General features: G+C 62.7%; 24 protein-coding genes and 2 pseudogenes. 14 read left to right on the forward strand and 12 right to left on the reverse strand.

Features of this window, described 5'->3' with window-relative positions; all coding sequences use genetic code 11:
* Nucleotides 1–15 precede the first annotated feature (15 nt).
* From GXN78_RS32685 to GXN78_RS32710, 6 genes and pseudogenes are all read left to right on the forward strand, one after another.
* Nucleotides 16–975, forward strand: a complete 960-nt coding sequence (locus GXN78_RS32685) for a thiamine pyrophosphate-dependent dehydrogenase E1 component subunit alpha (protein WP_106558327.1) — start codon at nucleotides 16–18, stop codon at nucleotides 973–975.
* Between the two features lie 4 nt (nucleotides 976–979).
* The gene (locus GXN78_RS32690) at nucleotides 980–1,963 is read left to right on the forward strand and encodes an alpha-ketoacid dehydrogenase subunit beta (RefSeq protein ID WP_106558326.1); all 984 of its coding nucleotides are present in this window, start codon (nucleotides 980–982) and stop codon (nucleotides 1,961–1,963) included.
* Complete coding sequence (locus GXN78_RS32695) at nucleotides 1,960–2,751, forward strand: enoyl-CoA hydratase/isomerase family protein (protein WP_106558325.1); 792 nt, start codon at nucleotides 1,960–1,962, stop codon at nucleotides 2,749–2,751. Before GXN78_RS32690 ends, GXN78_RS32695 begins: the two co-directional genes overlap by 4 nt.
* A gap of 8 nt (nucleotides 2,752–2,759) precedes the next feature.
* Nucleotides 2,760–2,996, forward strand: a complete 237-nt coding sequence (locus GXN78_RS32700) for a lipoyl domain-containing protein (RefSeq protein ID WP_106558324.1) — start codon at nucleotides 2,760–2,762, stop codon at nucleotides 2,994–2,996.
* A 43-nt stretch (nucleotides 2,997–3,039) separates the two neighbouring features.
* Nucleotides 3,040–3,439, forward strand: a pseudogene (locus tag GXN78_RS32705) (electron transfer flavoprotein subunit beta/FixA family protein); the annotation flags it as partial.
* A 38-nt stretch (nucleotides 3,440–3,477) separates the two neighbouring features.
* Nucleotides 3,478–4,268 (forward strand): annotated as a pseudogene (locus tag GXN78_RS32710) (electron transfer flavoprotein subunit alpha/FixB family protein); the annotation flags it as partial.
* Nucleotides 4,269–4,299: 31 nt separating this feature from the next.
* Here GXN78_RS32710 and GXN78_RS32715 read toward each other — a convergent pair.
* Nucleotides 4,300–5,697: an amino acid ABC transporter substrate-binding protein gene (locus tag GXN78_RS32715; protein WP_106558323.1), complete on the reverse strand. Its 1,398-nt coding sequence runs from the start codon at nucleotides 5,695–5,697 to the stop codon at nucleotides 4,300–4,302.
* A gap of 207 nt (nucleotides 5,698–5,904) precedes the next feature.
* On the opposite strand from GXN78_RS32715, the gene GXN78_RS32720 reads away from it, so the two are divergent.
* Genes GXN78_RS32720 through GXN78_RS32745 form a run of 6 tightly spaced genes read left to right on the forward strand, consistent with a single transcriptional unit; the run spans nucleotide 5,905 to nucleotide 11,134 of the window.
* On the forward strand, nucleotides 5,905–6,771 hold the full coding sequence (locus GXN78_RS32720; RefSeq protein WP_106558322.1) for a branched-chain amino acid ABC transporter permease: 867 nt from the start codon (nucleotides 5,905–5,907) through the stop codon (nucleotides 6,769–6,771).
* A gap of 2 nt (nucleotides 6,772–6,773) precedes the next feature.
* Nucleotides 6,774–7,805: a branched-chain amino acid ABC transporter permease gene (locus tag GXN78_RS32725; protein WP_164256079.1), complete on the forward strand. Its 1,032-nt coding sequence runs from the start codon at nucleotides 6,774–6,776 to the stop codon at nucleotides 7,803–7,805.
* Nucleotides 7,774–8,520: an ABC transporter ATP-binding protein gene (locus GXN78_RS32730; protein WP_106558332.1), complete on the forward strand. Its 747-nt coding sequence runs from the start codon at nucleotides 7,774–7,776 to the stop codon at nucleotides 8,518–8,520. The genes GXN78_RS32725 and GXN78_RS32730 overlap by 32 nt, the downstream gene beginning before the upstream one ends.
* On the forward strand, nucleotides 8,504–9,211 hold the full coding sequence (locus GXN78_RS32735; protein WP_106558320.1) for an ABC transporter ATP-binding protein: 708 nt from the start codon (nucleotides 8,504–8,506) through the stop codon (nucleotides 9,209–9,211). The genes GXN78_RS32730 and GXN78_RS32735 overlap by 17 nt, the downstream gene beginning before the upstream one ends.
* 46 nt (nucleotides 9,212–9,257) lie before the next feature.
* On the forward strand, nucleotides 9,258–10,427 hold the full coding sequence (locus tag GXN78_RS32740; RefSeq protein ID WP_106558319.1) for an NADH:flavin oxidoreductase/NADH oxidase: 1,170 nt from the start codon (nucleotides 9,258–9,260) through the stop codon (nucleotides 10,425–10,427).
* Between the two features lie 44 nt (nucleotides 10,428–10,471).
* Nucleotides 10,472–11,134 carry an EthD family reductase gene (locus GXN78_RS32745; RefSeq protein WP_106558318.1) on the forward strand — a complete coding sequence of 221 codons (663 nt, stop codon included), beginning with the start codon at nucleotides 10,472–10,474 and terminating at the stop codon, nucleotides 11,132–11,134.
* A 37-nt stretch (nucleotides 11,135–11,171) separates the two neighbouring features.
* Here GXN78_RS32745 and GXN78_RS32750 read toward each other — a convergent pair whose 3' ends face one another.
* Genes GXN78_RS32750 through lipA form a run of 3 tightly spaced genes read right to left on the reverse strand, consistent with a single transcriptional unit; the run spans nucleotide 11,172 to nucleotide 14,474 of the window.
* A complete protein-coding gene (locus GXN78_RS32750) occupies nucleotides 11,172–11,804 on the reverse strand; it encodes a TetR/AcrR family transcriptional regulator (protein ID WP_106558317.1) in 633 nt (210 codons plus the stop codon).
* Nucleotides 11,805–11,838: 34 nt separating this feature from the next.
* A complete protein-coding gene (locus GXN78_RS32755; RefSeq protein WP_106558316.1) occupies nucleotides 11,839–13,452 on the reverse strand; it encodes an AMP-binding protein in 1,614 nt (537 codons plus the stop codon).
* Between the two features lie 53 nt (nucleotides 13,453–13,505).
* The gene (gene lipA / locus GXN78_RS32760) at nucleotides 13,506–14,474 is read right to left on the reverse strand and encodes a lipoyl synthase (protein ID WP_106558315.1); all 969 of its coding nucleotides are present in this window, start codon (nucleotides 14,472–14,474) and stop codon (nucleotides 13,506–13,508) included.
* A gap of 198 nt (nucleotides 14,475–14,672) precedes the next feature.
* Here lipA and GXN78_RS32765 point away from each other — a divergent pair, with 198 nt between their 5' ends.
* Nucleotides 14,673–15,863 carry an acetyl-CoA C-acyltransferase gene (locus GXN78_RS32765; protein WP_106558314.1) on the forward strand — a complete coding sequence of 397 codons (1,191 nt, stop codon included), beginning with the start codon at nucleotides 14,673–14,675 and terminating at the stop codon, nucleotides 15,861–15,863.
* 40 nt (nucleotides 15,864–15,903) lie between these two features.
* Here the strand turns inward: GXN78_RS32765 and GXN78_RS32770 are convergent, their stop codons facing one another.
* The 8 genes from GXN78_RS32770 to GXN78_RS32805 form a co-directional block, all read right to left on the reverse strand.
* Nucleotides 15,904–16,878, reverse strand: a complete 975-nt coding sequence (locus GXN78_RS32770) for an MBL fold metallo-hydrolase (protein WP_106558313.1) — start codon at nucleotides 16,876–16,878, stop codon at nucleotides 15,904–15,906.
* A gap of 11 nt (nucleotides 16,879–16,889) precedes the next feature.
* Nucleotides 16,890–17,444, reverse strand: coding sequence for a flavin reductase family protein (locus GXN78_RS32775; RefSeq protein ID WP_106558312.1), 555 nt, complete (start codon nucleotides 17,442–17,444; stop codon nucleotides 16,890–16,892).
* A gap of 82 nt (nucleotides 17,445–17,526) precedes the next feature.
* Nucleotides 17,527–18,264, reverse strand: coding sequence for an SDR family oxidoreductase (locus GXN78_RS32780; RefSeq protein WP_106558311.1), 738 nt, complete (start codon nucleotides 18,262–18,264; stop codon nucleotides 17,527–17,529).
* A 57-nt stretch (nucleotides 18,265–18,321) separates the two neighbouring features.
* Nucleotides 18,322–18,699, reverse strand: a complete 378-nt coding sequence (locus tag GXN78_RS32785) for a hypothetical protein (RefSeq protein WP_106558310.1) — start codon at nucleotides 18,697–18,699, stop codon at nucleotides 18,322–18,324.
* A 111-nt stretch (nucleotides 18,700–18,810) separates the two neighbouring features.
* Nucleotides 18,811–19,557, reverse strand: a complete 747-nt coding sequence (locus GXN78_RS32790; protein WP_106558309.1) for an SDR family oxidoreductase — start codon at nucleotides 19,555–19,557, stop codon at nucleotides 18,811–18,813.
* 170 nt (nucleotides 19,558–19,727) lie between these two features.
* Entirely contained in the window at nucleotides 19,728–20,633 is a 906-nt protein-coding gene (locus tag GXN78_RS32795; protein WP_106558308.1) for an AraC family transcriptional regulator, read from the reverse strand.
* A 104-nt stretch (nucleotides 20,634–20,737) separates the two neighbouring features.
* Nucleotides 20,738–22,228, reverse strand: a complete 1,491-nt coding sequence (locus tag GXN78_RS32800; protein ID WP_239142982.1) for a cation:proton antiporter — start codon at nucleotides 22,226–22,228, stop codon at nucleotides 20,738–20,740.
* Nucleotides 22,229–22,283: 55 nt separating this feature from the next.
* The gene (locus GXN78_RS32805) at nucleotides 22,284–22,538 is read right to left on the reverse strand and encodes an Atu4866 domain-containing protein (protein ID WP_239142983.1); all 255 of its coding nucleotides are present in this window, start codon (nucleotides 22,536–22,538) and stop codon (nucleotides 22,284–22,286) included.
* Between the two features lie 183 nt (nucleotides 22,539–22,721).
* Here GXN78_RS32805 and GXN78_RS32810 point away from each other — a divergent pair, with 183 nt between their 5' ends.
* A complete protein-coding gene (locus GXN78_RS32810) occupies nucleotides 22,722–23,681 on the forward strand; it encodes an AraC family transcriptional regulator (protein ID WP_106558306.1) in 960 nt (319 codons plus the stop codon).
* Nucleotides 23,682–23,730 lie beyond the last annotated feature (49 nt).

The raw sequence follows: 23,730 nt of genomic DNA on the forward strand, positions 1-23,730 counted from the left end.
GGCGGGAGGATTGACATGATCACCAGAGAACTTGCCGAGAAGCTGTACCGGACGATGTGTGAGATCCGGGAGTTCGAGCTTGCCGCCTCCCATCACTACAAGGAAGGCGATCTGCCGGGATTTATCCATCTGTCGCTTGGCCAGGAGGCGTGCGCCGCGGGCGCGTGCGCGACACTGACCGATGCGGACTACATCGCCAGCAACCACCGAGGCCATGGTCACTGCCTGGCCAAAGGAGCGAGTCCGAGACACATGATGGCTGAGCTCTTCGCAAAGAAAGAGGGTTATGGCAAAGGACGCGGCGGATCCATGCACATAGCGGACGTCTCCAAAGGCGTGTTGGGCGCCAACGGCATTGTGGGCCAGTCCATGGGACTGGGACTTGGAGCGGCCCTGTCGCTGCAGGTGCGCAAGAAGAGCGACTGCGTCATCGCATTCTTCGGCGAGGGGGCTTCTTCGACCGGAATTGCGCACGAAGCCATGAACATGGCGGCCATATGGAAGCTGCCGATCATCTTCTTTTGCGAGTCGAACAGGTACGCCGAACTATCGCCGTATTCGGCTCATGTGTCACTGGAGACGATCGCTCCGCGTGCGGCCTCCTACGGGTTTCCCGGCGTCACGATCAACGGAGAGGATGTGTTTGAAGTTCACGATGCGGTGCATCGCGCCGCCGAGCGCGCGCGCAGCGGCATGGGCCCGACGCTTATCGAAGCCAAGGCAAGCCGATGGCATGGGCACTACGAAGGAGACCCCCAGGTCTACAAGACGAAGGAAGAGCGCGACAACCCGTCGACCTTTGATCCCATCGCCTTCTTCGAGACGCGACTGGCCGGAGTCGTCGGCCTGAACGCGAAGGAACTGGAGCGAATTCGCGATCGTGCGAAGGCAACCATCGTGGACGCGGTGCAGTGGGCATCCACGCTGAGCGAGCCTTCCTCGGAAGCGATCTACGAAGACGTCTACGAAAGCTGAGAACATGGCACGCACCAAGTACTACCAGGCGCTCACTCGCGCCTTGAGAGAAGAGATGCGCCGTGACGAGAACGTGATGCTCATGGGCATCGACGTGGGTGAGAGTGGCGGCATCTTCGCGCAAACGCGAGGGCTCTACAAGGAATTCGGGCCCGGCAGAGTACGCGACACCCCGATCTCCGAGAACGGCTTTGTCTCTGCAGCGGTGGGCGCTGCGATGACCGGCTTGCGACCCATCGTCGAGATCGGATTTGAAGACTTCCTCACCTGCTGTGCGGAGCCGCTCGTCAACCAGGCCGCAAAGCTGCGATACATGCTGGGCGGGCAGGTCAGCGTGCCCCTTTTCCTGTACACGTTCGGAGGAGGTGGCGTCAACGCCGGCCCGCAGCACTCGCAGAACCTGGCAGCCTGGTTCGCGCACATCCCTGGCCTCAAGGTTGTCACACCGTCGACCCCCGCAGACGTACTGGGCTTGGTCAAGAGCGGTATCCGCGACAACAACCCAGTGCTGTGCTTGCTGAGCAAGAAGCTCATTGGAACCTCGGGTGACGTGGCGGGCGAAGGCGAGGAGTTCCTGCTGCCGATCGGAACGGCGGAGATCAAGCGGCCCGGTCGCGATGTCACGATCGTCGCAAACAGCCAAATGGTTCTGCAGGCGCTGGAGGCCGCGGCTATTCTTGCCGATGCGGGCATCGAAGCGGAGATCCTGGACCCGCGGTCGATCAGCCCGCTGGATGTCGACGCGATCGTGAACTCCGTCCGGCGCACCGGCCGCCTGCTCGTGGTCCACGAAGGGTACGGCGCCTTCGGCATAGGCGCCGAGATCCTTGCTGTGGTGGCGGAAAAAGCTCACTCGGCCTTGAAAGTCGCACCCGCGCGCCTGACGGGTCCGTTCGCTCCGAGCCCTTTCACACCGGCGCTCGAGAAGCAGTACATCCCAAGCGCAGCCGCAATCGTCAAGGCGACGTCGCAGTTGGTGGCCCGATGAGCGAGGATGCATTCTCCACCATCTCGGTCGAGACAGTTCGGTCGTCCAGATGGATTGTGCTGAACCGACCGCGGGTTCACAACGCGATGAACAGCGTTTGTATCCGTGAGTGTCGCACGGCCGTTGCTGACGCAAGCGAAGATTCTTCCATTCGGTCGATTGTCTTTGCGGGGGCCGGCGAGCGCGCCTTCACTGCCGGTGCCGATATTTCCGAGCTGAAGGACATGACTTCGGAACGTGTCCTTCGCTACAACAGGCAGTGGCTCAACCTCTTTCGCGACATCGAGCTTTGTCGCAAGCCCGTGATAGCTGCAGTGAAGGGGTGGGCCACCGGGGGCGGTACGGAACTGTCCTTGGCCTGCGATTTTGTTGTCTGCGCCGATGACGCGCGATTCGGTCTTTCGGAGATCAACATCGGCGTCATCCCGGGTGCTGGCGCGGCCATACGTTTGACGCGATGGCTGGGCCGCCTGAAGGCAAAGGAGATCCTGATGCTTGGACGACATATATCCGGCACCGAGGCAGTATCGCTGCAGCTGGCCAATCAGTGCGTCGGCAGGTCAGACCTGTTGTCGACCGCCCAGGCGCTCGCGGACGAGCTGGGAGCCAAGGCGCCGCTCGCCCTGGCAGCTGCAAAGGCCAGCGTCAACGTGGGGTCCGATCCGGGCTTCGATGCAGGCTTGGAGTACGAGCTGCAGGAGTTCGCGCGCCTCTTCTACACGCAAGACCAGAAGGAAGGCATGCGGGCCTTCCTTGAAAAGCGAACTGCAATTTATCAAGGCAAATAGGCATTACCATGAAAGTGACCGTTAAAGTTCCCAAGCTCGGCCTCACAACCGAAAATGTCGTTCTGTCGGAATTCGTGAAGGCCGTAGGCGATGAGATCGTGAAAGGGGAGACCATCGCGACGCTTGAGGCAGACAAGGCCTCTGTCGATGTGGAGGCGCCAATGGGCGGCAGGCTCATCGAGCTGCTGGCAGAGCCTGGCGCCGAACTTGCGATCGGCAACCCACTGGCAATCATCGAGACCTGACGCTGAGGGGCGCTTGGCGTTATGGCATTGTTCCGAGACCGCCATGAAGATGCTTGTGGGTATACGGCGAGTCGTAGACTACAACGTGAAGGTGCGTCAAGTCCGACGGCACGGGTGTAGCCATCTCCGGCGTCAAGATGAGCATGAATCCCTTCGACGAGATCGCCGTCGAAGAAGCGGTGAGGCTCAAGGAGAAGGGCGTCGTCACCGAGATCATTGCCGTGTCCTGCGGCGATGCGAAGTGCCAGGAGACCCTGCGCACCGCCATGTCCATCGGCGCCGACCGCGGCATTCTGGTCGAGACCACCGAAGAGCTGGAGCCGCTGGCTGTGGCCAAGCTGCTGAAGGCGCTGGTCGACAAGGAAGCTCCCCAGCTCGTCATTCTCGGCAAGCAGGCCATCGATGACGATGCCAACCAGATCGGCCAGATGCTGGCCAACCTGGTTGGTGCCAACGCGGCAGAGGCCGCGGCCGCCGCATCGCTGGCGTGGCCAAGATGATCGCTGCCGAAAGCCCGAGCCTCACCGAGAGCCTGGCCGAGAACGTTGCTGCTCAAGTCCTGGCCTGTGTGGAGGTGAGGCCAAGAACTACAGCCACATCCTGTTCCCGGCCACCGCAAACGGCAAGAACGTCGCCCCGCGCGTCGCCGCCAAGCTGGACGTGGCCCAGATCAGCGACATCACCAAGGTCGACAGCCCCGACACCTTCGAGCGCCCGATCTACGCCGGCAATGCCATTGCCATCGTGCAGAGCAGCGATGCGATCAAGGTGGTCACGGTGCGCACCACCGGCTTCGACGCGGCGGCCGCCATCGGCGGCAGCGCCACGGTCGAGAACGCCGAGGGCGTGGCCGACAGCGGCAAGAGCAGCTTCGTCGGCCGTAAAGTCACCAAGAGCGAGCGCCCCGAACTCACGGCCGCCAAGATCATCGTCTCCGGCGGTCGCGCCCTGGGCAGCGCGGAGAAGTTCCAGGAGGTGATGGCCCCGCTGGCCGACAAGCTCAACGCCGGCCTGGGCGCCAGCCGCGCCGCAGTCGATGCGGGCTACGCCCCCAACGACTGGCAAGTGGGCCAGACCGGCAAGATTGTGGCGCCCCAGCTGTACATCGCCTGCGGCATCTCGGGCGCCATTCAGCATCTGGCCGGCATGAAGGATTCGAAGGTGATCGTGGCGATCAACAAGGACCCGGAAGCGCCGATCTTCTCGGTGGCCGACTACGGCCTGGAAGCCGACCTGTTCACGGCCGTGCCGGAGCTCGTCAAAGCGCTGTGATACATCGCTTGCATCGGCCGTCTCCACCCCACTACTGCCAGGTGGGTTTCGGATAGATGCCAGGGGACTCGGCCATCGCAGCCGGCGACACGATCTTCTCGCTCGCAGGATTTCCCATCCACTGAATCGCAGGTGCGGCGTCGCGACGGATTCTTCCGCGTTCATCGAACGAGATCGGGCCCCAGATGCTGTCCTTGACATCGAGGGCGGCGAGTCGTCGTCGCAAGTCCGCGGCATTGAAGGGATCGGCGGGGTTTGCATCTCGCAGCACCTGCTGGTAGATCCACGGAATGATGTACGAGAAGGCCGCTTGGTAGGTCGGCGTGTAGCCGAATTGAGCACGGTACTTCTCCGCGAACTCTTGAGTGGAGGTGAACTTGTCGTCCCGATATCCAAACTGAGGCAACCAAACGGCGGTGCCGATGATGCCCTGCATTTTCGCCCCGAGGGTGTTCTTCACCACCGGGCTACCGGTGAGGTGCCCGCCGACGAACGCCTTTGGGTTCACGCCGATCGCAGCCATTTCTTCCACCAGCTTGACGCAGATGACATCCCAGCCCGTGTTGTAGACGACATCCAAGGGGCCGGCGGTCCGGAGTTTCAGCGCAGTCGGACGCAGGTCCTGCACGTTCATCGGCAGCACGACTTCGGCCGCGAGCTCGATGCCGTGTTCCTTGCATTTCTGCCGTACACCCTCGGCAATTTCCACGTACACCGGGTCATCCATGATCACCAAGGCCAAGCGCTTCGGTTTCGGCGTCTTTGTAGCGAGGTAGTTCATTGCCCCGACACCATACGTGCCGACCCGGCCGTTTGCTGTGAACGCGGTGTGCCCGCCAAGTTCTTCGTCTACACGGATCGACGAGGCCCCGGTCTGAACAAAGACCTTCCCATGCTTCTTGACGATGGCACCCTGGGAGAGGATCGTGTCGGTGCCGTAGCTGCCCACCAGAATGTCGACCTTGTCCGATGTGAGCAGCTTCTCGGTGAGTTGCGCCACTCGCGACGAGTTGTTCTCGTCATCGTAGAAGGTCCACTTGATCTGGCGCTCCTTGCCTGCGACAACCATCTTCCCGTTGTAGGTCTTGGTCCAGAAGTCGTAGGCATCCTTGCAGATCCGCGCCACCTTTTCGTAAGACCCTGTAAGGGGGAGGGACGCCCCGATATGGATCACATCGTTGCCCGGCGCCTGCGCGAGGGCCGATCGGGAAAGCAAAGGGAGCGCTGTTGATGCTGCCAGCGTGCCTCCGCTGACCAACGCGTTCTTCAAGATCGTTCGCCGAGTTGGCGAGTAATCGGGTTCGTTGAGTTGGGTCACATTCGTCTCCACAAGGCTGGCAAAGCGTCCGGGGGTTTGGAAGTATCGGCAGTTGAACCGATTGCGGTAACCAAACAAACGTTTGGCCTGTTGGATATCTTCATTGCTCATGGCTCTACCGTCATCAGGGTAAACGCGATGGCCGGCGCGAACATGGCGACCGGGGCATGAGTCGTCCTCCAGGAGTGGTTCGTGCAGCGGGCCTGGAGCTGAAGTGTTCAGGGGTTAACCCTAATGGCATTTTCAATCGAGCAAGCGATCATTCAAACACGCCAAACGTTTGTTTGGTGAGTGTTGGTCGAGATGACGAGGTGACGTATGGAAGATGTGGTCGTTTACGGGCTTCTGCGCGGAGGAATCTTCGCCATGGCAGCCTTTGGCTTCAGCCTTGTGCTCGGTGTGATTGGCATCGTCAACTTTGCCCATGGAGCACTCGTCGTTTTCGGAGGGCTGGCCACCCAGTATCTATCGGTAAAGTTTGGAATGAACTACCTTCTCTCATTGACGATGGCTTCCCTGGCCACGGGATTGCTGGCGGTGGTGATCCAGAAGGTGTTCGTGGCCCGCACTTTCCGGCTTGAGCCGCTGATGGTTTTGGTGCAGACATTCGGTATCGCCGCCGTGATTACAGAACTCGGTTCCATGTTTTGGGGAACCGAAGAGCGCTTGCTTCGTATCAAGACAGGTCTTCCGGCGGGATGGCTGCTGGGAAACACCTTCATTCCATCATTCGATCTTGTGGTCTTTGTCGTGAGCCTTGTGTCTGCGGGAGCGCTGTTCCTCGTTCTCGGAAAGACGGAGTTCGGTCGGGCGATCAGGGCGTCCAGCAACAACCGCGAGGCGGCGCAGTTGAACGGGATCAACTTGTCGCAGACGTTCGAGAGGACAATGTTCGTTGCAGGACTTTGGGCTGGCCTGGCAGGCGGATTGTTCGTCACGCTCAGTCCAGTCGCTCCCTACATGCACTTCACCTGGACCGTCGATTCGTTTCTGGTGATCGTGATTGGTGGATTGGGCAGCATGGTGGGTGCACTGCTCGGAGGGCTGATCTTCGGCGTGCTCAGCTTCGGAGCCTCGTTCTACGCTCCCACGATTGCACCTGCCATTACCTTCGGCGTCCTACTTCTCTTTCTCATCCTCAGACCACAGGGGATCCTTGGTTTGGGGCCGACGACCAGGAAATGAACATGAGCAGCATGCAATCCTCCAGACCCCTGATTGGCGCAGCGCTCAGTGGTCGTCAGCTCGGAATCCTCGTCGCAGGCCTGGCGGCCACTGCGCTGATTCCGCTCATCGCAAACGACTATTGGGTTCGCTTGTTGATCTTCATATTTATCAACATCAGCCTAGCAAGCGCCTGGAACATCATCGGTGGATTCACCGGATACGCCAGCTTCGGCCACGGTGTGTTCTTTGGCATCGGCGCATTCGTCGCGGCGATCGGAATCGTGCGATACCAGCTTCCGCTTCTCGTCGTCATGGTGCTCGGCGGCGTAGTAGGGGGCGCGGTGGCCGCACTCTTTGTACCGGTCTTCAAGCAGAAAGGTCTCTACTTCGCACTTTCGACGCTCGCCGTCATGCTGGTGTTCGAGACACTTCTACAGCGGTGGACGTTCACCCGCGGTTTGAGGCCCAATGACTTGGGATGGTCAGTTCCGACGCAAATGGCCGTGGTCGACTTCTACTATCTCTTCCTCGCACTGCTGGGCGGAGTGCTTGCAACAGTCATTCTGGTTGTCAACTCGAAGATCGGATACGCGCTCCACGCCATCCGAAAGGACGAGATTCTTGCAAGCTCGATTGGCATCCGAACCATCAAGTACAAATCTATCGCGTTCATCATCAGTGCTGCCTGGCCCGGGGTTGTGGGGGCAGCGTTTGCACCGTTCCTTTCCTTTGTTGCCGTGCAGAGTGTCTTTGACGTCAACATCACGCTGAACATGATCCTGGTCAGCATCTTTGGTGGCGCCGGGACCATCGTTGGACCGGTCATCGGCGGGATCGGCCTGAGCATCATCGACCAGATCGCCTGGGGCAACTTTCTCGACTATCACCGATTGATCAACGGCGCGTTGATCGTGGCGGTCATCACTCTTTACCCAGGCGGCCTGGTTTCCTTGGTGAAGTCAATCCGAGAAAGGCGCCGGGTCGCCAAGGCGCAACGACAATCCTTCGTGAGGTCAATCGATGGAACAGACGAAACTGTTGGACGTACGTGATGTCTCCAAGGCATTCGGCGGAATCAAGGCTTTGAGTGGGATCTCATTCCACCTGTACGAAGGAGAAGTGCTCGGTCTGATCGGACCCAACGGCGCGGGAAAGTCCACACTCTTCAACGTCATCTCCGGGCTGATGCCGGCCACATCGGGCGAGATCGTTCTATCGGGAAGATCGCTCACGGGTTTGCGCCCTGACCAAGTCAGTGAGCTTGGCGCCGTGCGCACGTTTCAGTCGGCCTCGCTGCTCATAGGAATGTCGGTTTGGGACAATGTGCATGTTGCGAGCTTGTTCCGCAGCAAGTGGCACAGGACCAGCGAAACGGCAGCGGACTGTACGGCCCGCGCCATCGCATACGCCGGGCTTCAAGACCGAGTGCACTCAGTCGCGGAGACCCTCACCATGGGCGAGCAAAAGCGCGTGGAGATTGCACGGGCATTGGCGAGCAGTCCCCGCCTGCTGATGACCGACGAGATCCTGGCGGGTTTGAACGCGGCCGACAGTGAGAGCATCTTGCAGATGGTGCTGGGCCTCAAGGGAGACGGCATCAGTGTGATCTTCGTTGAGCATGACGTACGCTCGGTGATGCGAGTCAGTGATCGCGTTGTCGTCATTGCGCAAGGCAAGAAGCTGGCTGAAGGCAAGCCGGAAGAGGTGGCGAGGGCGCCGGAAGTCATTGAGGTATACCTCGGAGGTCGATATGCTCAGCATCACTAATTTCCGAGGCGGCTACTACAAGGGGGCGTCGATATTCGATTGTATTTCGCTCGACTTGCGCGACCATGCGATCACCAGCATCGTTGGCTCCAACGGAGCCGGAAAGTCGACGATCTTGCGTGGAGTGTGCGGCTTGCTTCCGTGGCACGCTGGAGAAGTACAGTTCGACGGTGAGCGCATCGACGGGCTGGCTCCGCATGAGATCGCGCGGCGTGGCGTGCGCATGGTGGTGGAAGGCCGAGGGACGTTTTCTGGCCTTTCCGTGCTGGAGAACCTGAATATCGGCGGCTACAGGTTGTCCGCGGCGCACCGCAAGGGGCGAGTGGAACGCGAGCTGGTCCGATTTCCGCGCTTGCGCGAACGGCTCTCTCAAACGGCCGGGATGCTGTCTGGCGGCGAGCAGCAGATGCTGGCAATCGCGCGGGCCATGATGGCCGACCCGCGGATCCTCATCCTGGATGAGCCGTCTCAGGGACTTGCGCCGATCATCGTCGACCAGCTCTTCGACCTTTTCCCGAAGCTGGCCCGAGATGGAACACAGATCTTGTTGGTCGAACAGGACGTGGGTCGAGGTCTCGAGGTGAGTCAACACGCCATCGTGATCGAAAAAGGTCGAATCAAGCTGGAAGGCTCCAGCGCAGATCTCCTGGAGGATCCGCGCGTTCAGGAGGCATTCCTTGGACTCAATTAGTGGACCTGGCAGTCGCTCTGGCCCGTCAAATTTGCACGAAACCCATATGACTCAATCTCAGTACAAGCTTGGCTCGCCGCTCCAGCTACGGGGGGTGGTTCTCAAGAACCGCGTGATGATCTCACCGATGTGCATGTACAGCGCCAACGACGGACTTGTCAGTGACTTCCATCTGGCCCACCTGGGCCGTTTTGCGTTGGGCGGGGCGGGACTCGTGTTCGTGGAAGCGACTGCGGTCAGCATGCAGGGGCGCATCACTGTCGGATGCGTCGGCCTATGGAACGACGAACAGATTGCCGGCCTTGGAAGAATCGCGACGCTGCTTCACGGCCTTGGCGCGGCTGCGGGTATCCAGCTCAGTCATGCCGGACGCAAGGGCTCGTCAGAACGACCTTGGGAAGGTAGCGGTCCGCTGCTCGGCTCGAAAACCGCAGACAGCCAGGCACTATGGGACACAGTGAGCGCGACACCAGAGCCTGCCGGTCGAGCATGGCCGCCGTCGCGTGAACTCAATGCGAGTGAGATCAAGGAAATCGTCGGCGACTTTGCGGACGCAGCCCGCAGGGCGGATGCCGCGGGATTCGACGTGATCGAGTTGCATTGTGCTCACGGCTATCTGCTTCATCAATTCTTGTCGCCCATCTCCAACACGCGGCAGGACGAGTATGGGGGATCTCTGGAGGGGCGCATGAGGTTCCCTCTTCAGGTGGCAGAAGCCATCCGCTCGGTCTGGCCGTCGGACAAGCCGCTGTTCGCCCGGCTGTCGAGCGTGGATGGCATCGAGATCGGCTGGTCGATCGAGGACAGCATCGCCTTTTCGAGGGAACTCAAGGCCCGCGGGTTCGACGTCATCGACTGCTCTTCCGGCGGCATGAAGCTGCCCAAGGAGAAGCAGCTCGTGAGCCGTACCCCTGGATTTCACGTGCCGTACTCGGACGCGGTTCGCGTGGCCACGGGCATGCCGACCGTTGCAGTCGGCCTCATTCGAGATGCCGAGCACGCCGAAGAGATTCTTGCCGAGGGAAAGGCGGATCTCATCGCGATTGCGCGCGAGGCGCTCTTCAACCCCAACTGGGCGGTCCACGCCTTCCTGAGCCTTGACGGCCGGGAAGCCTGGGCTCGCTGGCCTGAACAGCATGGCTGGTGGCTTGAGCGTCGTGGCGAGCAGCAAGACGATCGCTACGAGCACCTGCGTCGTTCAACGCCAGCAGCCTAGTGTGCGCGCTCATTTCCTTACGAACCCAATCAGCGAAAATTGCCATGCCGAAAGTCGTCTTGCTCAGCAAAAGGGCGTCCGGAATTCCTCTGGCGGACTTCCACGCGCAGTTGCGTGACGCCATGCAGCGCTCCGTGCCTCCTCAAGGGTGTACGAGGTACGTCCAGTCCCACACCCTGCCGCAGGGGTACAAGAAGGGGGAGCTCCTGTTCGACGCCGTCGAGGAGACGTGGTTCGATGATCTCCAGGATGCCCGCGCATACCTGCACGCGCTCAAGCTGGGACGCCCGGCTTTGACGTTCGTGGATGCACAAGTTTCGCTGCCTATGATCGTCGACCCCCATGTGGTGAAGAACGAGCGGATTCCTGAGGGTGCGGTCAAGAATATCGAGTTCGTCAATCGTCGCCCGGGGATGGCGCTGAACCCGTTTCGAGAATACTGGCGCCAGGTCCACGGCCCGCTCGGCTCAACCATCCCGACGATCCTGCGCTACGAACAGAACCACTGCAACGACGACGAGTATGTCGATGGCGAGCCGCGCTTCGACGGACTGGCGATAACGTGGTTTGCGTCCACCAGGCAGATGAGAGAGGGTGCGGCGACTGAACCCTACCGCCTCACGCGCGAGGACGAGAAAAACTTCCTGCCGGACGGCCACTTACCCATCATCATCACGACCGAGGTCATCGACACCGGCTCGATATAGGGCGTGCAGGTCGGCGCGGCCGAGCTCGGAAAGGCGCTCAGCTGTTCGCCTCCCTCAGCATGCTGACCATCTTTTTGGCGATCACTCGCGGCGAATCCCTGCCTTTCGGGTTGTACCAGGTGTAGGTCCACGCCAACATGCCGAGGACAGCGAGACGAAAGTAGCTGCGGTCCACGCCCTTGCGCAACGGGATCTCCGAAATGATGTCGGCGAACAGGTCCTCGAATCGCTGCCGGTGCGAGATGAGGACGTCGCGAAGCTCGTCCGCCCGCCTGCGAGGAAACTCAGAGATGATGATGCTGGCGTACTCGTAGTCGTTCAGCATGCTTTCCAGGTAGCCCTGCGCGGCCTGGGTCAGCCGGGTCCACGGGTCGGCCGCCGGGTCGATCGACTTGCGTACGGCCGCGCAGATGTGCTCGATCGCATGCTCGTGCGCCGCAAGGAACAGTTGTTCCTTCGAGCTGAAGTAGTAGTAGATGGAGCCTACCAGCATCCCGGATACGGAGGCGATTTCTCTCATCGTGGTGCCGTCATACCCGGCGATGGAGAACTGGTGGATTGCCGCGTCGAGTACAGCCTCACGGCCGATCGGCCCCTGCGGCTTTGCACTTGCGTCGGCCTTTGGCTTGGTTGCGGGATTTTCCCGGACCCTGCTTTTCACGTTTGCCATATGGATCTTCGTCGTTGCAAATGGATGGTACCAGTCATGAGGTTGCCCTTTTGACAATGCGTTCGAGGCCACGGCGCGTTATGCGGATGCCGGCACGTTCGGCATCCCAGGTGTTCGGCGTGATGCCCTCTTGCCGCAGGTCGATCTTCCTGACTTTCATTGTTTCAGTGCGCGGCAAATCCGTACGGTATTCGATATAGCGCGGCACCATGAAATAAGGCATTGTCGAAGCCGCGAATTCGAGCAGCGCTTCGGGAGTCAGCGTGGAGCCTTGCCTCAGTACGACCACCGCTTTCACCTCATCTTCGCCGACATCCGCCCTCACCGGTACGACGGCAACTTCCGCTACCTCCGGATGCGCGTTAAGCGCCCGCTCGACCTCGAATGACGAGATATTCTCGCCACGCCGGCGGATGGCATCGTTGGTGCGGTCCAGGAAAAAAACGAACCCTTCCGAATTCATCGTGGCGCGGTCACCCGAATGGAACCAGCCGTCCCTCATGGCTTCCTCAGTCTTCTCGGGAAGGCCCAAGTAGCCCGTCATCATGGTCTGGGCATGTCTCGGCCGTATGCAGATTTCGCCCGGAACTCCCGCCGCCAGCACGTTGCCGGCGTCGTCCTGGACCGTAACCTCGAAATGGTCGCTGACCCGCCCGCAAGAGCCGCGCGGCGTCTCCTCTCCCAATCGGGTGTAGAGAGGCAGGCTAGCCTCGGTGCTACCGTAGGCTTCGACCAGCTTCAAGCCGAAACGTGCCTCGAACTTGTCCTTGAACTCCCACGGAATTGGCACTGCGTAGATGAGTCGCATCGGGTTGTTCGCATCGTCCGGTGTCGGCTCACGACTGTTCAGCATGTGGCATAGCCCACCGACTGCCACGCACAGAGTCGCTCCACCTTCGCGGACGTCGGGCCAGAATCCAGAAAGGCTGAAGCTTGGGCGCAGCATCATGCGGCCGCAGGAGAGCATCGCGCCAATCGTCTCGAACTTGGCGGCGACATGGAAGAAGGGGAGGAAGTTGTACGCAGTGTCGTCCGCGGCGAAGTGGACGATCTCGGCAAAGAAGTGACCGAAGCTGATCTGATGGTGGTGGCTGACCACGACGCCTTTCGACAGGCCGGTGGTTCCGGAAGTGAAAATGATCGAGGCAGGATCGGAAGGTTGCGTCGTGACACCTGGATGATCCAGCGAGGCGAGTTCATCTGCGCGCGACGGATTCCACGCGAAGCGAGCATCTGCCGGGTCATGCACGTCGCGGACTGGAATCGCTTCTTCGCAGACCGCGTCAAAGACCGCGCGGTGCTCCGCCCCGACCAGCGCCACCTTTGGCTTTGCCGTGCGGAGAATGTGGCGCAGGACCTCACCGCGATAGGCGCCATTCACCGGAACCTCGACGGCACCGACTTTCGAGATGGCGAACCAAAGTGCGATGTAGCGTGCAGAGCTTGGCATCATCACGACGACATGGTCGCCCCGGCCGACGCCCAGCGCTTGAAGCTCAAGGGAGATCGAACGCGCGTAGAGCTCCAACTCGCCGAGGGTCCACCAGCGACCCTCGTGCAAGAGGAAACGGCGGTCAGGCGCCTCGGCGGCGCGATGCTCGAGCATCCGGTGAAGAGCAGGGGGGAGCTTGGGGAGCCTTCGAGTCATGCGCGCCTCGTGCAATGTCAGAACTGAGAAGTGCCGCTGTCGAGCCGGCTTTGCTAGAGAATGCCCGCGGCATCCGCCTGCTGGTCCGCGTGGTAGCTGCTGCGCACCATCGCGCCGACCGCGGCGTGGGTGAAGCCCAACCGGGCCGCCTCGGTCTCGAACATCTTGAAAGTGTCGGAGTTCACGTAGCGGCGCACCGGCAGGTGGTGGCTGCTCGGCGCCAGGTACTGGCCAATCGTGAGCATGTCGACGCCATGCTCGCGCATGTCGCGCATCACCTGCACGATCTCTTCGTCGGTCTCTCCCAGCCCGACCATCAGGCCGCTCTTGGTTGGCACGCCTGGAGCGAGTTCCTTGAAGCGCTTCAGGAGATTCAGCGAGGAAACGTAGTCAGAACCGGGGCGCGCTTGCTTGTATAGGCGCGGCGCGGTTTCTAGGTTGTGATTCATCACGTCCGGCGGTGCATCCCTCAGGATCTCGAGCGCGCGTTCAGACCGGCCACGAAAATCAGGTGTGAGGATTTCGATGCGCGTGGTTGGCGACAGCCCGCGCACTTGACGGATGCAATCGACAAAGTGGCCGGCCCCGCCGTCGCGCAGATCGTCGCGGTCGACACTCGTGATCACGACATACGCGAGGCGCAAGGCCGCGATCGTCCTGGCGAGGTTGGCGGGTTCGTCCACATCGAGCGGGTCCGGCCGGCCGTGGCCGACATCGCAAAAAGGGCAGCGGCGCGTGCACTTGTCGCCCATGATCATGAAGGTCGCAGTGCCGCTGCCGAAGCATTCGCCGATGTTGGGGCACGAGGCTTCTTCGCAGACGGTGTGCAAGCTGTGATCGCGCAGGATCCGCTTGATCTGATAGAAGCGAATTGACGGTGAACCGATCTTGGCGCGAATCCAGTCTGGCCTTGCCAGCGCTTCTGCAGGCGCCACCTTGATGGGGATGCGCGCCATCTTGGCCTGCGATCTCTGCTTTGTGGCGGGGTCGTACAGCAAGTTGGTCGAGGTGACCTGAGTCATGGGATGACGCTCCGAATGAAGCCTCACTTTACCAAACAAACGTTCAGATGTATAGTGGCCCTCCTTAGGGATTGCGATAGCTCCCGGGCAGGCATTGCGATCAATGTCCGCTCGGATGAGCGATACGGATCTTGTTGGCCCATGGGACTGCACGCGGCTTCTTTTTCGTGATCGAAGCTGAGAACCGAAGGACTGTTCATGAATGACCCCGTCGTCATCGTATCCCTCGCGCGCACGCCGCTCGGCGCTTTCCAGGGCTGCCTGGCTGAGCTGTCGTCGCCGCAACTCGGTGCGTTCGCCATTCGCGCCGCAGTCCAGCGCGCTGGCATTGGCCCGGATGCTGTCCAGGAGGTGCTGATGGGTTGCGTGTTGCCTGCGGGCGTGGGTCAGGCTCCGACGAGGCAGGCGGCGCTTGGCGCTGGCCTGCCGGTCTCGGCGGGGTGCACGACTATCAGCAAGGTCTGCGGCTCCGGGATGAAGGCGGTGATGATGGCACATGACCTTCTGGTGGCGGGATCAAGCGAAGTCATCGTTGCCGGCGGCATGGAATCGATGAGCAACGCGCCTTACCTGCTGCCCAAAGCACGCGCGGGATTGCGCTTGGGACATGGCTCGCTTCTTGACCACATGTTCCAGGACGGCTTGGAGGACAGCTATGACCGAGATACGAAAGGGCGTTTGATGGGTGGCTTCGCCGACGACTGCGCCGCTCACTTTGGATTCACGCGGCACGAACAGGACGCGTTCGCCATCGAATCCACGACGCGCGCGCGGCGGGCGATGCAGAATGGCCATTTCGACTTCGAGATTGCGTCGGTGATGGTGGCCGGGCGCCACGGGGAAGTCCCAGTCATGCAGGACGAGCCACCGGTGAAGGCGCAGGTGGAAAAAGTCGCAGGCCTGAAACCGGCATTCAGCAAGGACGGCACCGTGACAGCAGCCAATTCGAGTTCCATATCTGACGGTGCTGCGGCACTGGTCCTGATGCGCCGCTCGACCGCGGAGGCGCATGGCGTGACACCGCTCGCCGCGGTCGCAGCCCATGCGACGCATGGCCATCAGCCACGGTGGTTCACGACGGCACCGGTGGGTGCAATGCGCAAGGTCTTGGAGCGCGCTGCGTGGGGCATCGCGGATGTTGACCTCTGGGAGATCAACGAGGCATTTGCGGTGGTGACGATGGCCGCGATGCGCGAACTGGAACTGGCGCACGAGCGCGTCAACGTGAATGGCGGGGCATGCGCTTTGGGTCATCCGATTGGCGCCTCTGGTGCGCGCATCATCGTCACGCTCATCAGCGCGCTGCGTGCGCGCGGGGCAAGGCGCGGAGTCGCTTCGCTGTGCATCGGCGGTGGCGAGGCGACGGCAATTGCGCTCGAGATGATCTGACCCGCAGGGGACACGCCGACGGGGTCAATCTGCACTGACCTTAACGCTTGCTTGCCTGAATGTCCTCGTAGTTCGCCGGTATCCACTCGTAGCCGCCGTGGCGGAAGCGGACGCGACCCAGACCGGGGAAGGCGACGTGTGCGGCCGCGGCCATGTCCCCTGAACGCGCCGCTGCCTCGAACGCCCTGCGTCTCTGCCGCACCGCCGTCTTGCGGTCGCTGTCGAAGGTGATGGCGATCTCCGGGTGCGCGAACTGGAGCGCGGCCACGTGGACCAGGTCTCCCCAGATCACCAGGCGCTGCCCGTCGCTTTCCACCTCGTAGATGCTGTGCCCGATGGTATGGCCGCGAGTCACGCTGGCACGGATGCCCGGCGCAAGCTCCGAGTCGCCGCTGAAAGGTCTGAGTCGCGCGGCGTCGACATAGGGATTCAGCGACGCCATGGCTCCGTCGAAGAAGATCTTGCTGTCGGCCGGCGCACGATCCCTGTTCGACGAACTCAGCCAGTAGTCGACATCCTTCTGCTCCGCACGCACAACGGCATTGGTGAACACTCGCTGGCCGTCAACGGACAGGCCCCCGACGTGGTCTGGGTGCAGATGGGTGATGTAGATCTCGTCGACCTGTTCTGGCTCATACCCTGCCGCCCTGAGATTGGTCGACAACCTGCCGAGGGTCGGCCCGAACAGCGAGCCTGCGCCCGCGTCAATCAGGATCAGCCTGGTGCCCGTGTTGATCAGGTACCCATTGACGGAAGTCGCCAATGGCGTGTGGAGATGGTGATGGTCCAGTGCCTTGCGTACTTGTGCCGGCGTGGCGTTGAGAAGCAGTTTGTCGATGGGCAGCTCGATCGTTCCGTTCGACAGGGCCGTGATCTCGAAAGAGCCGAGCGCGGTTCGATAGAAAGCAGGCGCCTGCGTTGCGGAGGGTGGTGGTCCAGCGAGCGCGGTATAAGGGAGGGTGCCTACCACAAGCGCGGCGAAGGCAAGGGCGATGAGATGTCTGGTGATCAGCATTGGAGGTCCAATCAGAGATTGCCGGGTCTGAATTCGTCGCGTCGACTCACAATCGCGCCCGAGGTCATGAACTCCCCTCTGCCAAGGTAGTGCATGGTCGTGGGCAACTCGGGATCGGGGCGGACATGCGCCTTGACGACCTCCCAGATGAACAGGCCGTACTCCGGGATCTGGCGCTCATCGACGAGGCGGCATTCGAAGTTCGCAGGGCAGTCGTCGATCAGCGGCGCGTCGACATGCCCGCCAGCGGAAGTCGACAAGCCGAACGTCTCGAACTTGTCCAGGCTTCGGCCGCTGCAGTTGCCGATTCCGGCGACCTGATCCATCATGCTCACAGTCGGGAGATTGATGGTGCACTCCCTGCTTCGCCTCAGCATTTCGTAGCTGTGGTTTCCCTCCCATATGTAGCAGGCGAAGAGCGCCGGCGAAAAGCCCAGCATCATGTGCCAGCCCATCGCCATGACGTTGCGACGTCCCTTCCACGCGGACCCTACCAGGACGATAGGGCCGGGCTCAAGGAAGCGGCGGATCTCGGAGAGTGGATAGTCTGCTTTGGGTGTGTGCATGGGTCTTTCACGGAAGTTGAAGGCGGCCGGCGATCCCGCTATGGCGATCGCGCCGCCGCGCCTGGCAGGCGGCCGAGCAAGTTCAATAGGGACTTGCCGTCGGCCGAATGATGATTTCGCTGGTGTCGACGTCGTCGGGCTGGTCGATGGCGAAGGCCACGGCCCTGGCGATCGCATAGGGCGAGATCGAGATCTGCCTGTAGCCACGCATGACTTCGCGCGCGCTCGCGTCGGAGATACTTTCGGCGAGCTCGGACTCGGTGACGCCGGGAGACACCACGGTCACGCGGATGTCACCCCCGACCTCCTGGCGAAGCCCCTCCGAGATCGCCCGCACCGCGAACTTGGTCGCGCAGTACACCGCGGCTGTCGGAGACACCGTGTGTGCTCCGATCGAAGCCATGTTGATGAACTGCCCGCTGCCTTGCGCTCGCATCCGGGGCAGGCCCGCGGCGATGCCATGCAGAACCCCGCGGATGTTCACGTCGATCATCTGGTCCCATTCGTTGACCTTGGTCTCTTCCAGGGGCGAGAGCGGCATGACCCCCGCATTGTTCACGATGACATCGACGCGGCCGAACTCGTGCGCGGCGAAATCGACGAACGAAGCGACGTCCTCGCGCTTCGTCACGTCGACGGCACGAAAGCGGGCCTGTCCGCCTTCGCGGATGATGGCCGCGGCGATGGATTCCAGCCGCTCGGTTCGGCGAGCGCCCATCACAACGCGCGCGCCGCGCTCGGACAGCAAGCGCGCGGTGGCCTCGCCGATGCCGCTGCTGGCGCCCGTGATGACGACGACTTTTCCTTCGATTCCAGACATGAGTGCTCCTAGGGTGGTGGGTTGAATCCGTGCGCTGTTGCAGGGATGACATGAAGTCTAGGAACGGAGGGCGGGAGGGCGGTATGCCAATCCCCGCCCATCCTTGCCTAATCCTCGCCAGTGCGGGTCACGCCCGCGAAGACCCGTGACAGCGGCATTGCCGCGCATCGACGCGGTGGTCCCCGTGCCCTGGAACGCGGCGCGGCTGACCGAAAGCGGGACCGGCACCGAGTCGGCGGGGTTGGGGGCCATGTCCTGGTCGGATTGCCAGCGCACGGGCACCGTCGCCAGATAGTGCGTGCGCGGCTCGATGTCGCGCTGTGCGGATTCGAGCGTCGGATAGACGTCTCCCGCATGCAGATCGAATGCGCTTGGTTTTCCTTGGCGGTGAAACCAGCCGCTGCGATAGAGGTTGATGTAGCCGGTGATCTTCACGATTCGTCCTCAGTGGCGCGATGCCCGCTGTGGCGGGCACCGCAGTGGTGGCTTGCTGTCGGCCTGCCTGCTGCCGCGGTGAATCCAGCGGCGGCCGGCTGGCCGGCAGGCTTACCAGGGTTGCGTGGTGGGCAGCACGAAGACCTCCGCCACGTTCACATGCTTCGGCGCCTTCAGCGCGAACAGGATCGTGTCGGCGATGTCCTCGGCCTTGAGGAAGGTCATCTGGTCCTTCAACTGCTCCATCTGCTCACGGTACTTCTCGTCGGAGATGTGCTCGAACAGCTCGGACTCGACCGCGCCCGGCTGGATGCAGGTGACGCGGATGTTGTGCTTGGGCGCAACCTCCAGCCGCAGACCCTCCGAGAACGCGGTCACCGCGTGCTTGCTGGAGCAGTAGACCGCCAGGCCCGGGAACACCTTCCGTCCGGCGATCGACGAGGTGTTGACGATGTGCCCGCCACCCTGCTTCTTCATGTACGGCAGGACCTCTGCCGTCGTGTTCAGCAGGCCCTTGACGTTGACGTCCATCATGCGGTGCCATTCGTCCGTCTTCAGGCTCTCGACGTCCGAGATCGGCATCAGGCCGGCGTTGTTGAACGCGATGTCGATCGCGCCGTAGGTATCGGCCAGCTTCTTGACCCCGACAGCGACAGCCGCAGGATCGGTGACGTCCATGGCGATCGCCACGGCCTCGCCACCTGCAGCGCGGATCTCGCTCACGAGCTGCTCGAGACGATCCAGGCGGCGGGCGGCGACGCCGACCTTCACGCCATTGGCCGCCAGCTTGCGAGCGGTTGCGGCGCCGATGCCGCTCGAGGCGCCGGACACGAGTGCGACTTTTCCATTGAGTTCCATGACAGTTCCTTTTCCATTCATCAAAGTTGAGGTTTGCGCGCCTCAACGATCAAGCTTTTGAGAAGCGTTGAACTTCGCTGGGCACGGGATGAATGGTCGCGGCGATGCGCTTTTCGAGCGCTCGCTGCCTTGCGGACCCTGTCGGGGTTTTGCTGCCGGAACCGCGGCGCTCAGGCTTGCCCGCGGTACTCGCTCGGCGCGACGCCGACTTCGCGCTTGAACACCTGCGCGAAATGGCTCGGACTGGCATAGCCCACGTCGAGGCCGACCTCGATCACCGGCTTGCCGGTCTCGCGCAGCAGGCGGCGCGCCCTGTCGATGCGCAGGCGGATGAAGTACCGGGAGGGGGAGAAGCCGGTGGTCTTCTTGAACGCTCTGCAGAAGTGGAATTCGCTCAGGCCCGCGGCGCTTGCCAGGGGCTGCAGGCGGAATTCCTCGTCCAGGCGCTCTTCGAGCATGGCGATGATGCGATGGAGCTTGAATGCGGGCAACCCGCCGCGCGGGGCAGGCGGGCGCCCGCTGGCGTCGGGGTAGGCGCGAACCAGGTGTACGGCCAGGCCCTGCGCCAGGCCTTGGACCATCAGCGTGCTCGGCTGACGCTGGCCCATGAGTTCGCTGCGAATCTGGCCGAGAAACATCGAGAGTGCTGGATCAGTCGCCCCGGACACTTCCCTCAGGACGAGCTCGACCGGGTCTGCGCCGTGGACGTCGCGCACTGCGCGTTTCATGACGTCCAAGCCCAGGTAGATGTGCATCACCTGGAAGGGCTCCTGGCCTTCGGTCGTCCACCGGAGCTCGCAAGGCCTTGGCGAGTGGGTCAGGAAGAAGTGGCCAGCGCGCACCCGGCTGGCCATCCACCGCCCCCCAAGTTCGCGCTCTTCGACGACCGCGCTTCCCGACAGCACCCACACGATCAACGGCTCGGGGACCGCAGGGATGATCAGGCTCTCCTGGAGGGGACGGCGAAGGAAGACCTGCACCAGCAGGTCTTTCCACGGGCGCCCCTTGCTGCTGGCGAGCAGCTCGCCGGGCACGCGTTCGTCGAGCGCTTCGGCGGAGGATCGTTCCAGGGGCATCGTTCGGTGAAGGGTGGGTGCTTCCGGTGCCTTTCGAATCGGCCAGGCGCGCCGGGAATAGGCTGAATCCTACCTCCGAGCGCCGAATGAGCGGGTCCTGCGGGTTAGCCTTCCTCGAGCCGTTCGTGGCGCGAGTGCGCCAACTGGGTCCAGTCGAGTTCCTGCTGGAGCACCTGGAACACGTCATCCCCGATCTCGCCCGCCATCCTCATGGCGCTGAGGACGGCCCGCTGTCTGGCCACGCACTCCAGTCGAAGGGCGTCGCCGCCGCCGCCTTTGCCGTGCGACCGCGCCTCCGCCGCTACCCGAAGCTCGTCGAGTTCGGCTCGAAGTCTCGCGGCGGCACCACCGCCGCTGCACTGCAGGTGAATCTCGGCGGCCTCGATCAGTTGGCTGCGCGCCAGTCGCATCTCTTCGTCGTACGAGCCATCCGGGCCGATCTGCAGCCGCCTGATCAGTGGGCCCAGCGTCAGCCCCTGAATCACGAGGGTGCCGAGCACGACGGCGAACGCACTCAGAAGAATCAGGTCGCGCGCGGGAAAGGAGGTGGGAAGGGCGAGCGCTGCAGCCAGCGTCACGAGCCCTCGCATGCCGCTCCATGAGACGACCAGTCCCTGCGCGAGGGTCGGCGCCCGTGCGGGCGCGCACCTGCGCTTGAGGCGCCCGATCGCGCGGTTGTACCCAAGCACCCAGAGGAGTCGCACGCCAACGACGACGAGAACGACCGCTGCGGCGAATAGCAGCGCCGAGCCGATCTGGTCGCCTTCGAACTGCCTCAAAACCGTGCGTGCCTGCAGGCCCACCAGCAGGAAGGCGAACACGTTCAGCATGAACACGATGGCGCCCCAGACAGCGTGGGAGTGCACGCGGTCGCGCGGGGCCTGCCGGTCCGGCGCCTGCCTGGCAACGATCATGGCGAAGGCCACCATCGAGAGGACGGCCGATGCGTGGAGGCGCTCAGCCATCACCCAGGCCCCGAAAGTGGTGACGATCTCGAAGAGCGTGGCACCGAGGGTTCCAGCGACGCGGGGCGCGAATGCGAGATAGAGCCTCGCGAAGGCGCACCCGATCAGAAGCCCCAATGGGATGGCGAGGCCGAGGTCGGGAAGAATCACCGCGAGATCGCTGCGTCCGGAATGGAACTGCAGGGCGGCGCCGAAGATGATCAACGCAACCGCATCGTTGAGCAGGCTCTCGCCCTTGAGAACGCTCAGCGTCTGGCGAGGCAACGCGAAGCGCGAGAGCACCGCGGTCGCGGCGGCGGCATCGGGCGGCGCGACGATCGCGCCGAGGGCGATTCCCGCGTAGAGCGGCATCCCCGTCAGGCCGACCGCCAATGCCGCCACCGCGGCTGTCGTGAAGATGACGGCAAGCGCCGCCAACGAGAACACCGGAAGCCAGTTGCGACGGAGCTCGCGCGGCGGAAGGTCATAGGCGGCGTCCATCAGCGCCGGTGCGATGAACAGCGCGAGCGCCAGCCCCGGTTCGATCTCGACTCCAGGCGCGCCGGGAAGCATCGCGACCAGCGTCCCGGCGAGCGCGAGCAGAGTCGGGTAGGGCGCTCCAAGGTGGCGGGCGAACTGCAGCAGGATCACTGCGGCTGCGCTCAGCAGCAGTACCGTTTCGAACAAAGTCATGGGGGCAGGGCGATCAGCGCTCGCGATACAGGATCATTCCGGCGTGGTAGAGCACGTCGTCCCGGAATTCGCCGTCGGCCGTGAAGCCGGTGTCGTCCCAGTAGTCGATGTGGTTGCCGGTGACGCGGTAGCGGCCCTGATAGGCGCTGTGGCGCTGGCCGCGGGCTTCGTCGTAGCGGTCATGGGGAAGAAGTTCGTGGCGGATGTACCCGTCACGCGTGACCCACATGCCGACGTACGGATGGGAGGGGGTGGTCGACTTGCTCACGGCTAAACCTTTCTCTGGCGATGGGTGAAGTGGGGGGGGCGCTGTGGCAAGAAGTCTAGGAACGGCAGGGCTGGAGCCGTTAGCCCGTTTCGCCGTGCTGTTTGCCCAATCTTCCAGAGCGCGAATCTGCGCCGGCGTCTCGCCCCGTGACGCGGGCCGGCAAGTTGGGTACGCTTTGCACCCATGACGCTGCAAACAGTCGCATCAACCGGGCAACAGGCGCTGGCCGCTTCGCCGCCGAGCCGTCGCATCGGCGAGCTGGCCGACCTCCTGGCTCGTCGGGCCAGCGAAGACGGCATCTGGCCCACGCCGATCCCCGGGCTTTCCGTGATCAGGTTCTCCAAGCCGAGCGACGAGATCGCGCACGCGCTGCATCAGCCGGCGGTTTGCATCGTCGCCCAGGGTGCTAAGCGGGCCATGCTGCGGGATGAGGTCTTCAGCTACGACGCTTCGCGCTTCCTGGTTTTCTCGGTCGACCTGCCGATTTCCGCCCAGGTGACCGAAGCGACTGCGGATGCGCCGTACCTGTGCTTCCGGCTCGACCTGGACCCGGCGGCGATCTCCGCGCTGCTGCTGAAGGCCGGATACGCCGCGGCGGCGCACCAGCCTTCAGGGCGCGGACTCTTTCTCAGCCAGGTGACCGACACGATGGTGGATGCGGCTGTTCGCCTGATGAGACTGCTCGAGTCGCCGGATGACGCGAACATGCTGGCCCCCCTGGCTGTGCAGGAGCTGCACTATCGCCTGCTGCGCACCGAACAGGGCGCGCGGCTCGCGAGCATCGCGCAGGCGGACAGCCACGCCTGCAGGATCGCCCGGACCATCGCCTGGCTGAAGACGCATTTCGCGAAGCCGCTCAGTATCGAGACGCTGGCGCGCGAGGCGCACATGAGTACGTCGTCCTTGCACTTTCATTTCCGGAACGTGACCTCGATGAGCCCGCTCCAGTACCAGAAGCTGCTGCGCCTGCAGGAGGCGCGCCGCCTGCTCGTGGGCGAGACGACGGACGTGGCCGATGCCGGCTACCGGGTGGGCTACGAGAGTCCATCCCAGTTCAGCCGCGAGTACAGCAGGCTGTTCGGGCTGGCGCCGTCTCGGGATGCTCAACGGCTGCGCACGTCGGGGGCGGTTGCCGTCTATTGAGCCGATCGACAGTCCGCCCCATCAGTGCTTGGCCTGTGTCCTGCGCCGA

The organism is Variovorax sp. WS11, assembly GCF_010499245.1.
GTDB lineage: Bacteria > Pseudomonadota > Gammaproteobacteria > Burkholderiales > Burkholderiaceae_C > Variovorax.

Excerpts from the sequence above, each read along its gene's own strand:
- GXN78_RS32685 (WP_106558327.1), top strand. The coding sequence starts at position 16 with ATGATCACCAGAGAACTTGCCGAGAAGCTGTACCGGACGATGTGTGAG.
- GXN78_RS32690 (WP_106558326.1), top strand. The coding sequence starts at position 980 with ATGGCACGCACCAAGTACTACCAGGCGCTCACTCGCGCCTTGAGAGAA.
- GXN78_RS32695 (WP_106558325.1), top strand. The coding sequence starts at position 1,960 with ATGAGCGAGGATGCATTCTCCACCATCTCGGTCGAGACAGTTCGGTCG.
- GXN78_RS32700 (WP_106558324.1), top strand. The coding sequence starts at position 2,760 with ATGAAAGTGACCGTTAAAGTTCCCAAGCTCGGCCTCACAACCGAAAAT.
- GXN78_RS32715 (WP_106558323.1), bottom strand. The coding sequence starts at position 5,697 with ATGAGCAATGAAGATATCCAACAGGCCAAACGTTTGTTTGGTTACCGC.
- GXN78_RS32720 (WP_106558322.1), top strand. The coding sequence starts at position 5,905 with ATGGAAGATGTGGTCGTTTACGGGCTTCTGCGCGGAGGAATCTTCGCC.
- GXN78_RS32725 (WP_164256079.1), top strand. The coding sequence starts at position 6,774 with ATGAGCAGCATGCAATCCTCCAGACCCCTGATTGGCGCAGCGCTCAGT.
- GXN78_RS32730 (WP_106558332.1), top strand. The coding sequence starts at position 7,774 with ATGGAACAGACGAAACTGTTGGACGTACGTGATGTCTCCAAGGCATTC.
- GXN78_RS32735 (WP_106558320.1), top strand. The coding sequence starts at position 8,504 with ATGCTCAGCATCACTAATTTCCGAGGCGGCTACTACAAGGGGGCGTCG.
- GXN78_RS32740 (WP_106558319.1), top strand. The coding sequence starts at position 9,258 with ATGACTCAATCTCAGTACAAGCTTGGCTCGCCGCTCCAGCTACGGGGG.
- GXN78_RS32745 (WP_106558318.1), top strand. The coding sequence starts at position 10,472 with ATGCCGAAAGTCGTCTTGCTCAGCAAAAGGGCGTCCGGAATTCCTCTG.
- GXN78_RS32750 (WP_106558317.1), bottom strand. The coding sequence starts at position 11,804 with ATGGCAAACGTGAAAAGCAGGGTCCGGGAAAATCCCGCAACCAAGCCA.
- GXN78_RS32755 (WP_106558316.1), bottom strand. The coding sequence starts at position 13,452 with ATGACTCGAAGGCTCCCCAAGCTCCCCCCTGCTCTTCACCGGATGCTC.
- lipA (WP_106558315.1), bottom strand. The coding sequence starts at position 14,474 with ATGACTCAGGTCACCTCGACCAACTTGCTGTACGACCCCGCCACAAAG.
- GXN78_RS32765 (WP_106558314.1), top strand. The coding sequence starts at position 14,673 with ATGAATGACCCCGTCGTCATCGTATCCCTCGCGCGCACGCCGCTCGGC.
- GXN78_RS32770 (WP_106558313.1), bottom strand. The coding sequence starts at position 16,878 with ATGCTGATCACCAGACATCTCATCGCCCTTGCCTTCGCCGCGCTTGTG.
- GXN78_RS32775 (WP_106558312.1), bottom strand. The coding sequence starts at position 17,444 with ATGCACACACCCAAAGCAGACTATCCACTCTCCGAGATCCGCCGCTTC.
- GXN78_RS32780 (WP_106558311.1), bottom strand. The coding sequence starts at position 18,264 with ATGTCTGGAATCGAAGGAAAAGTCGTCGTCATCACGGGCGCCAGCAGC.
- GXN78_RS32790 (WP_106558309.1), bottom strand. The coding sequence starts at position 19,557 with ATGGAACTCAATGGAAAAGTCGCACTCGTGTCCGGCGCCTCGAGCGGC.
- GXN78_RS32795 (WP_106558308.1), bottom strand. The coding sequence starts at position 20,633 with ATGCCCCTGGAACGATCCTCCGCCGAAGCGCTCGACGAACGCGTGCCC.
- GXN78_RS32810 (WP_106558306.1), top strand. The coding sequence starts at position 22,722 with ATGACGCTGCAAACAGTCGCATCAACCGGGCAACAGGCGCTGGCCGCT.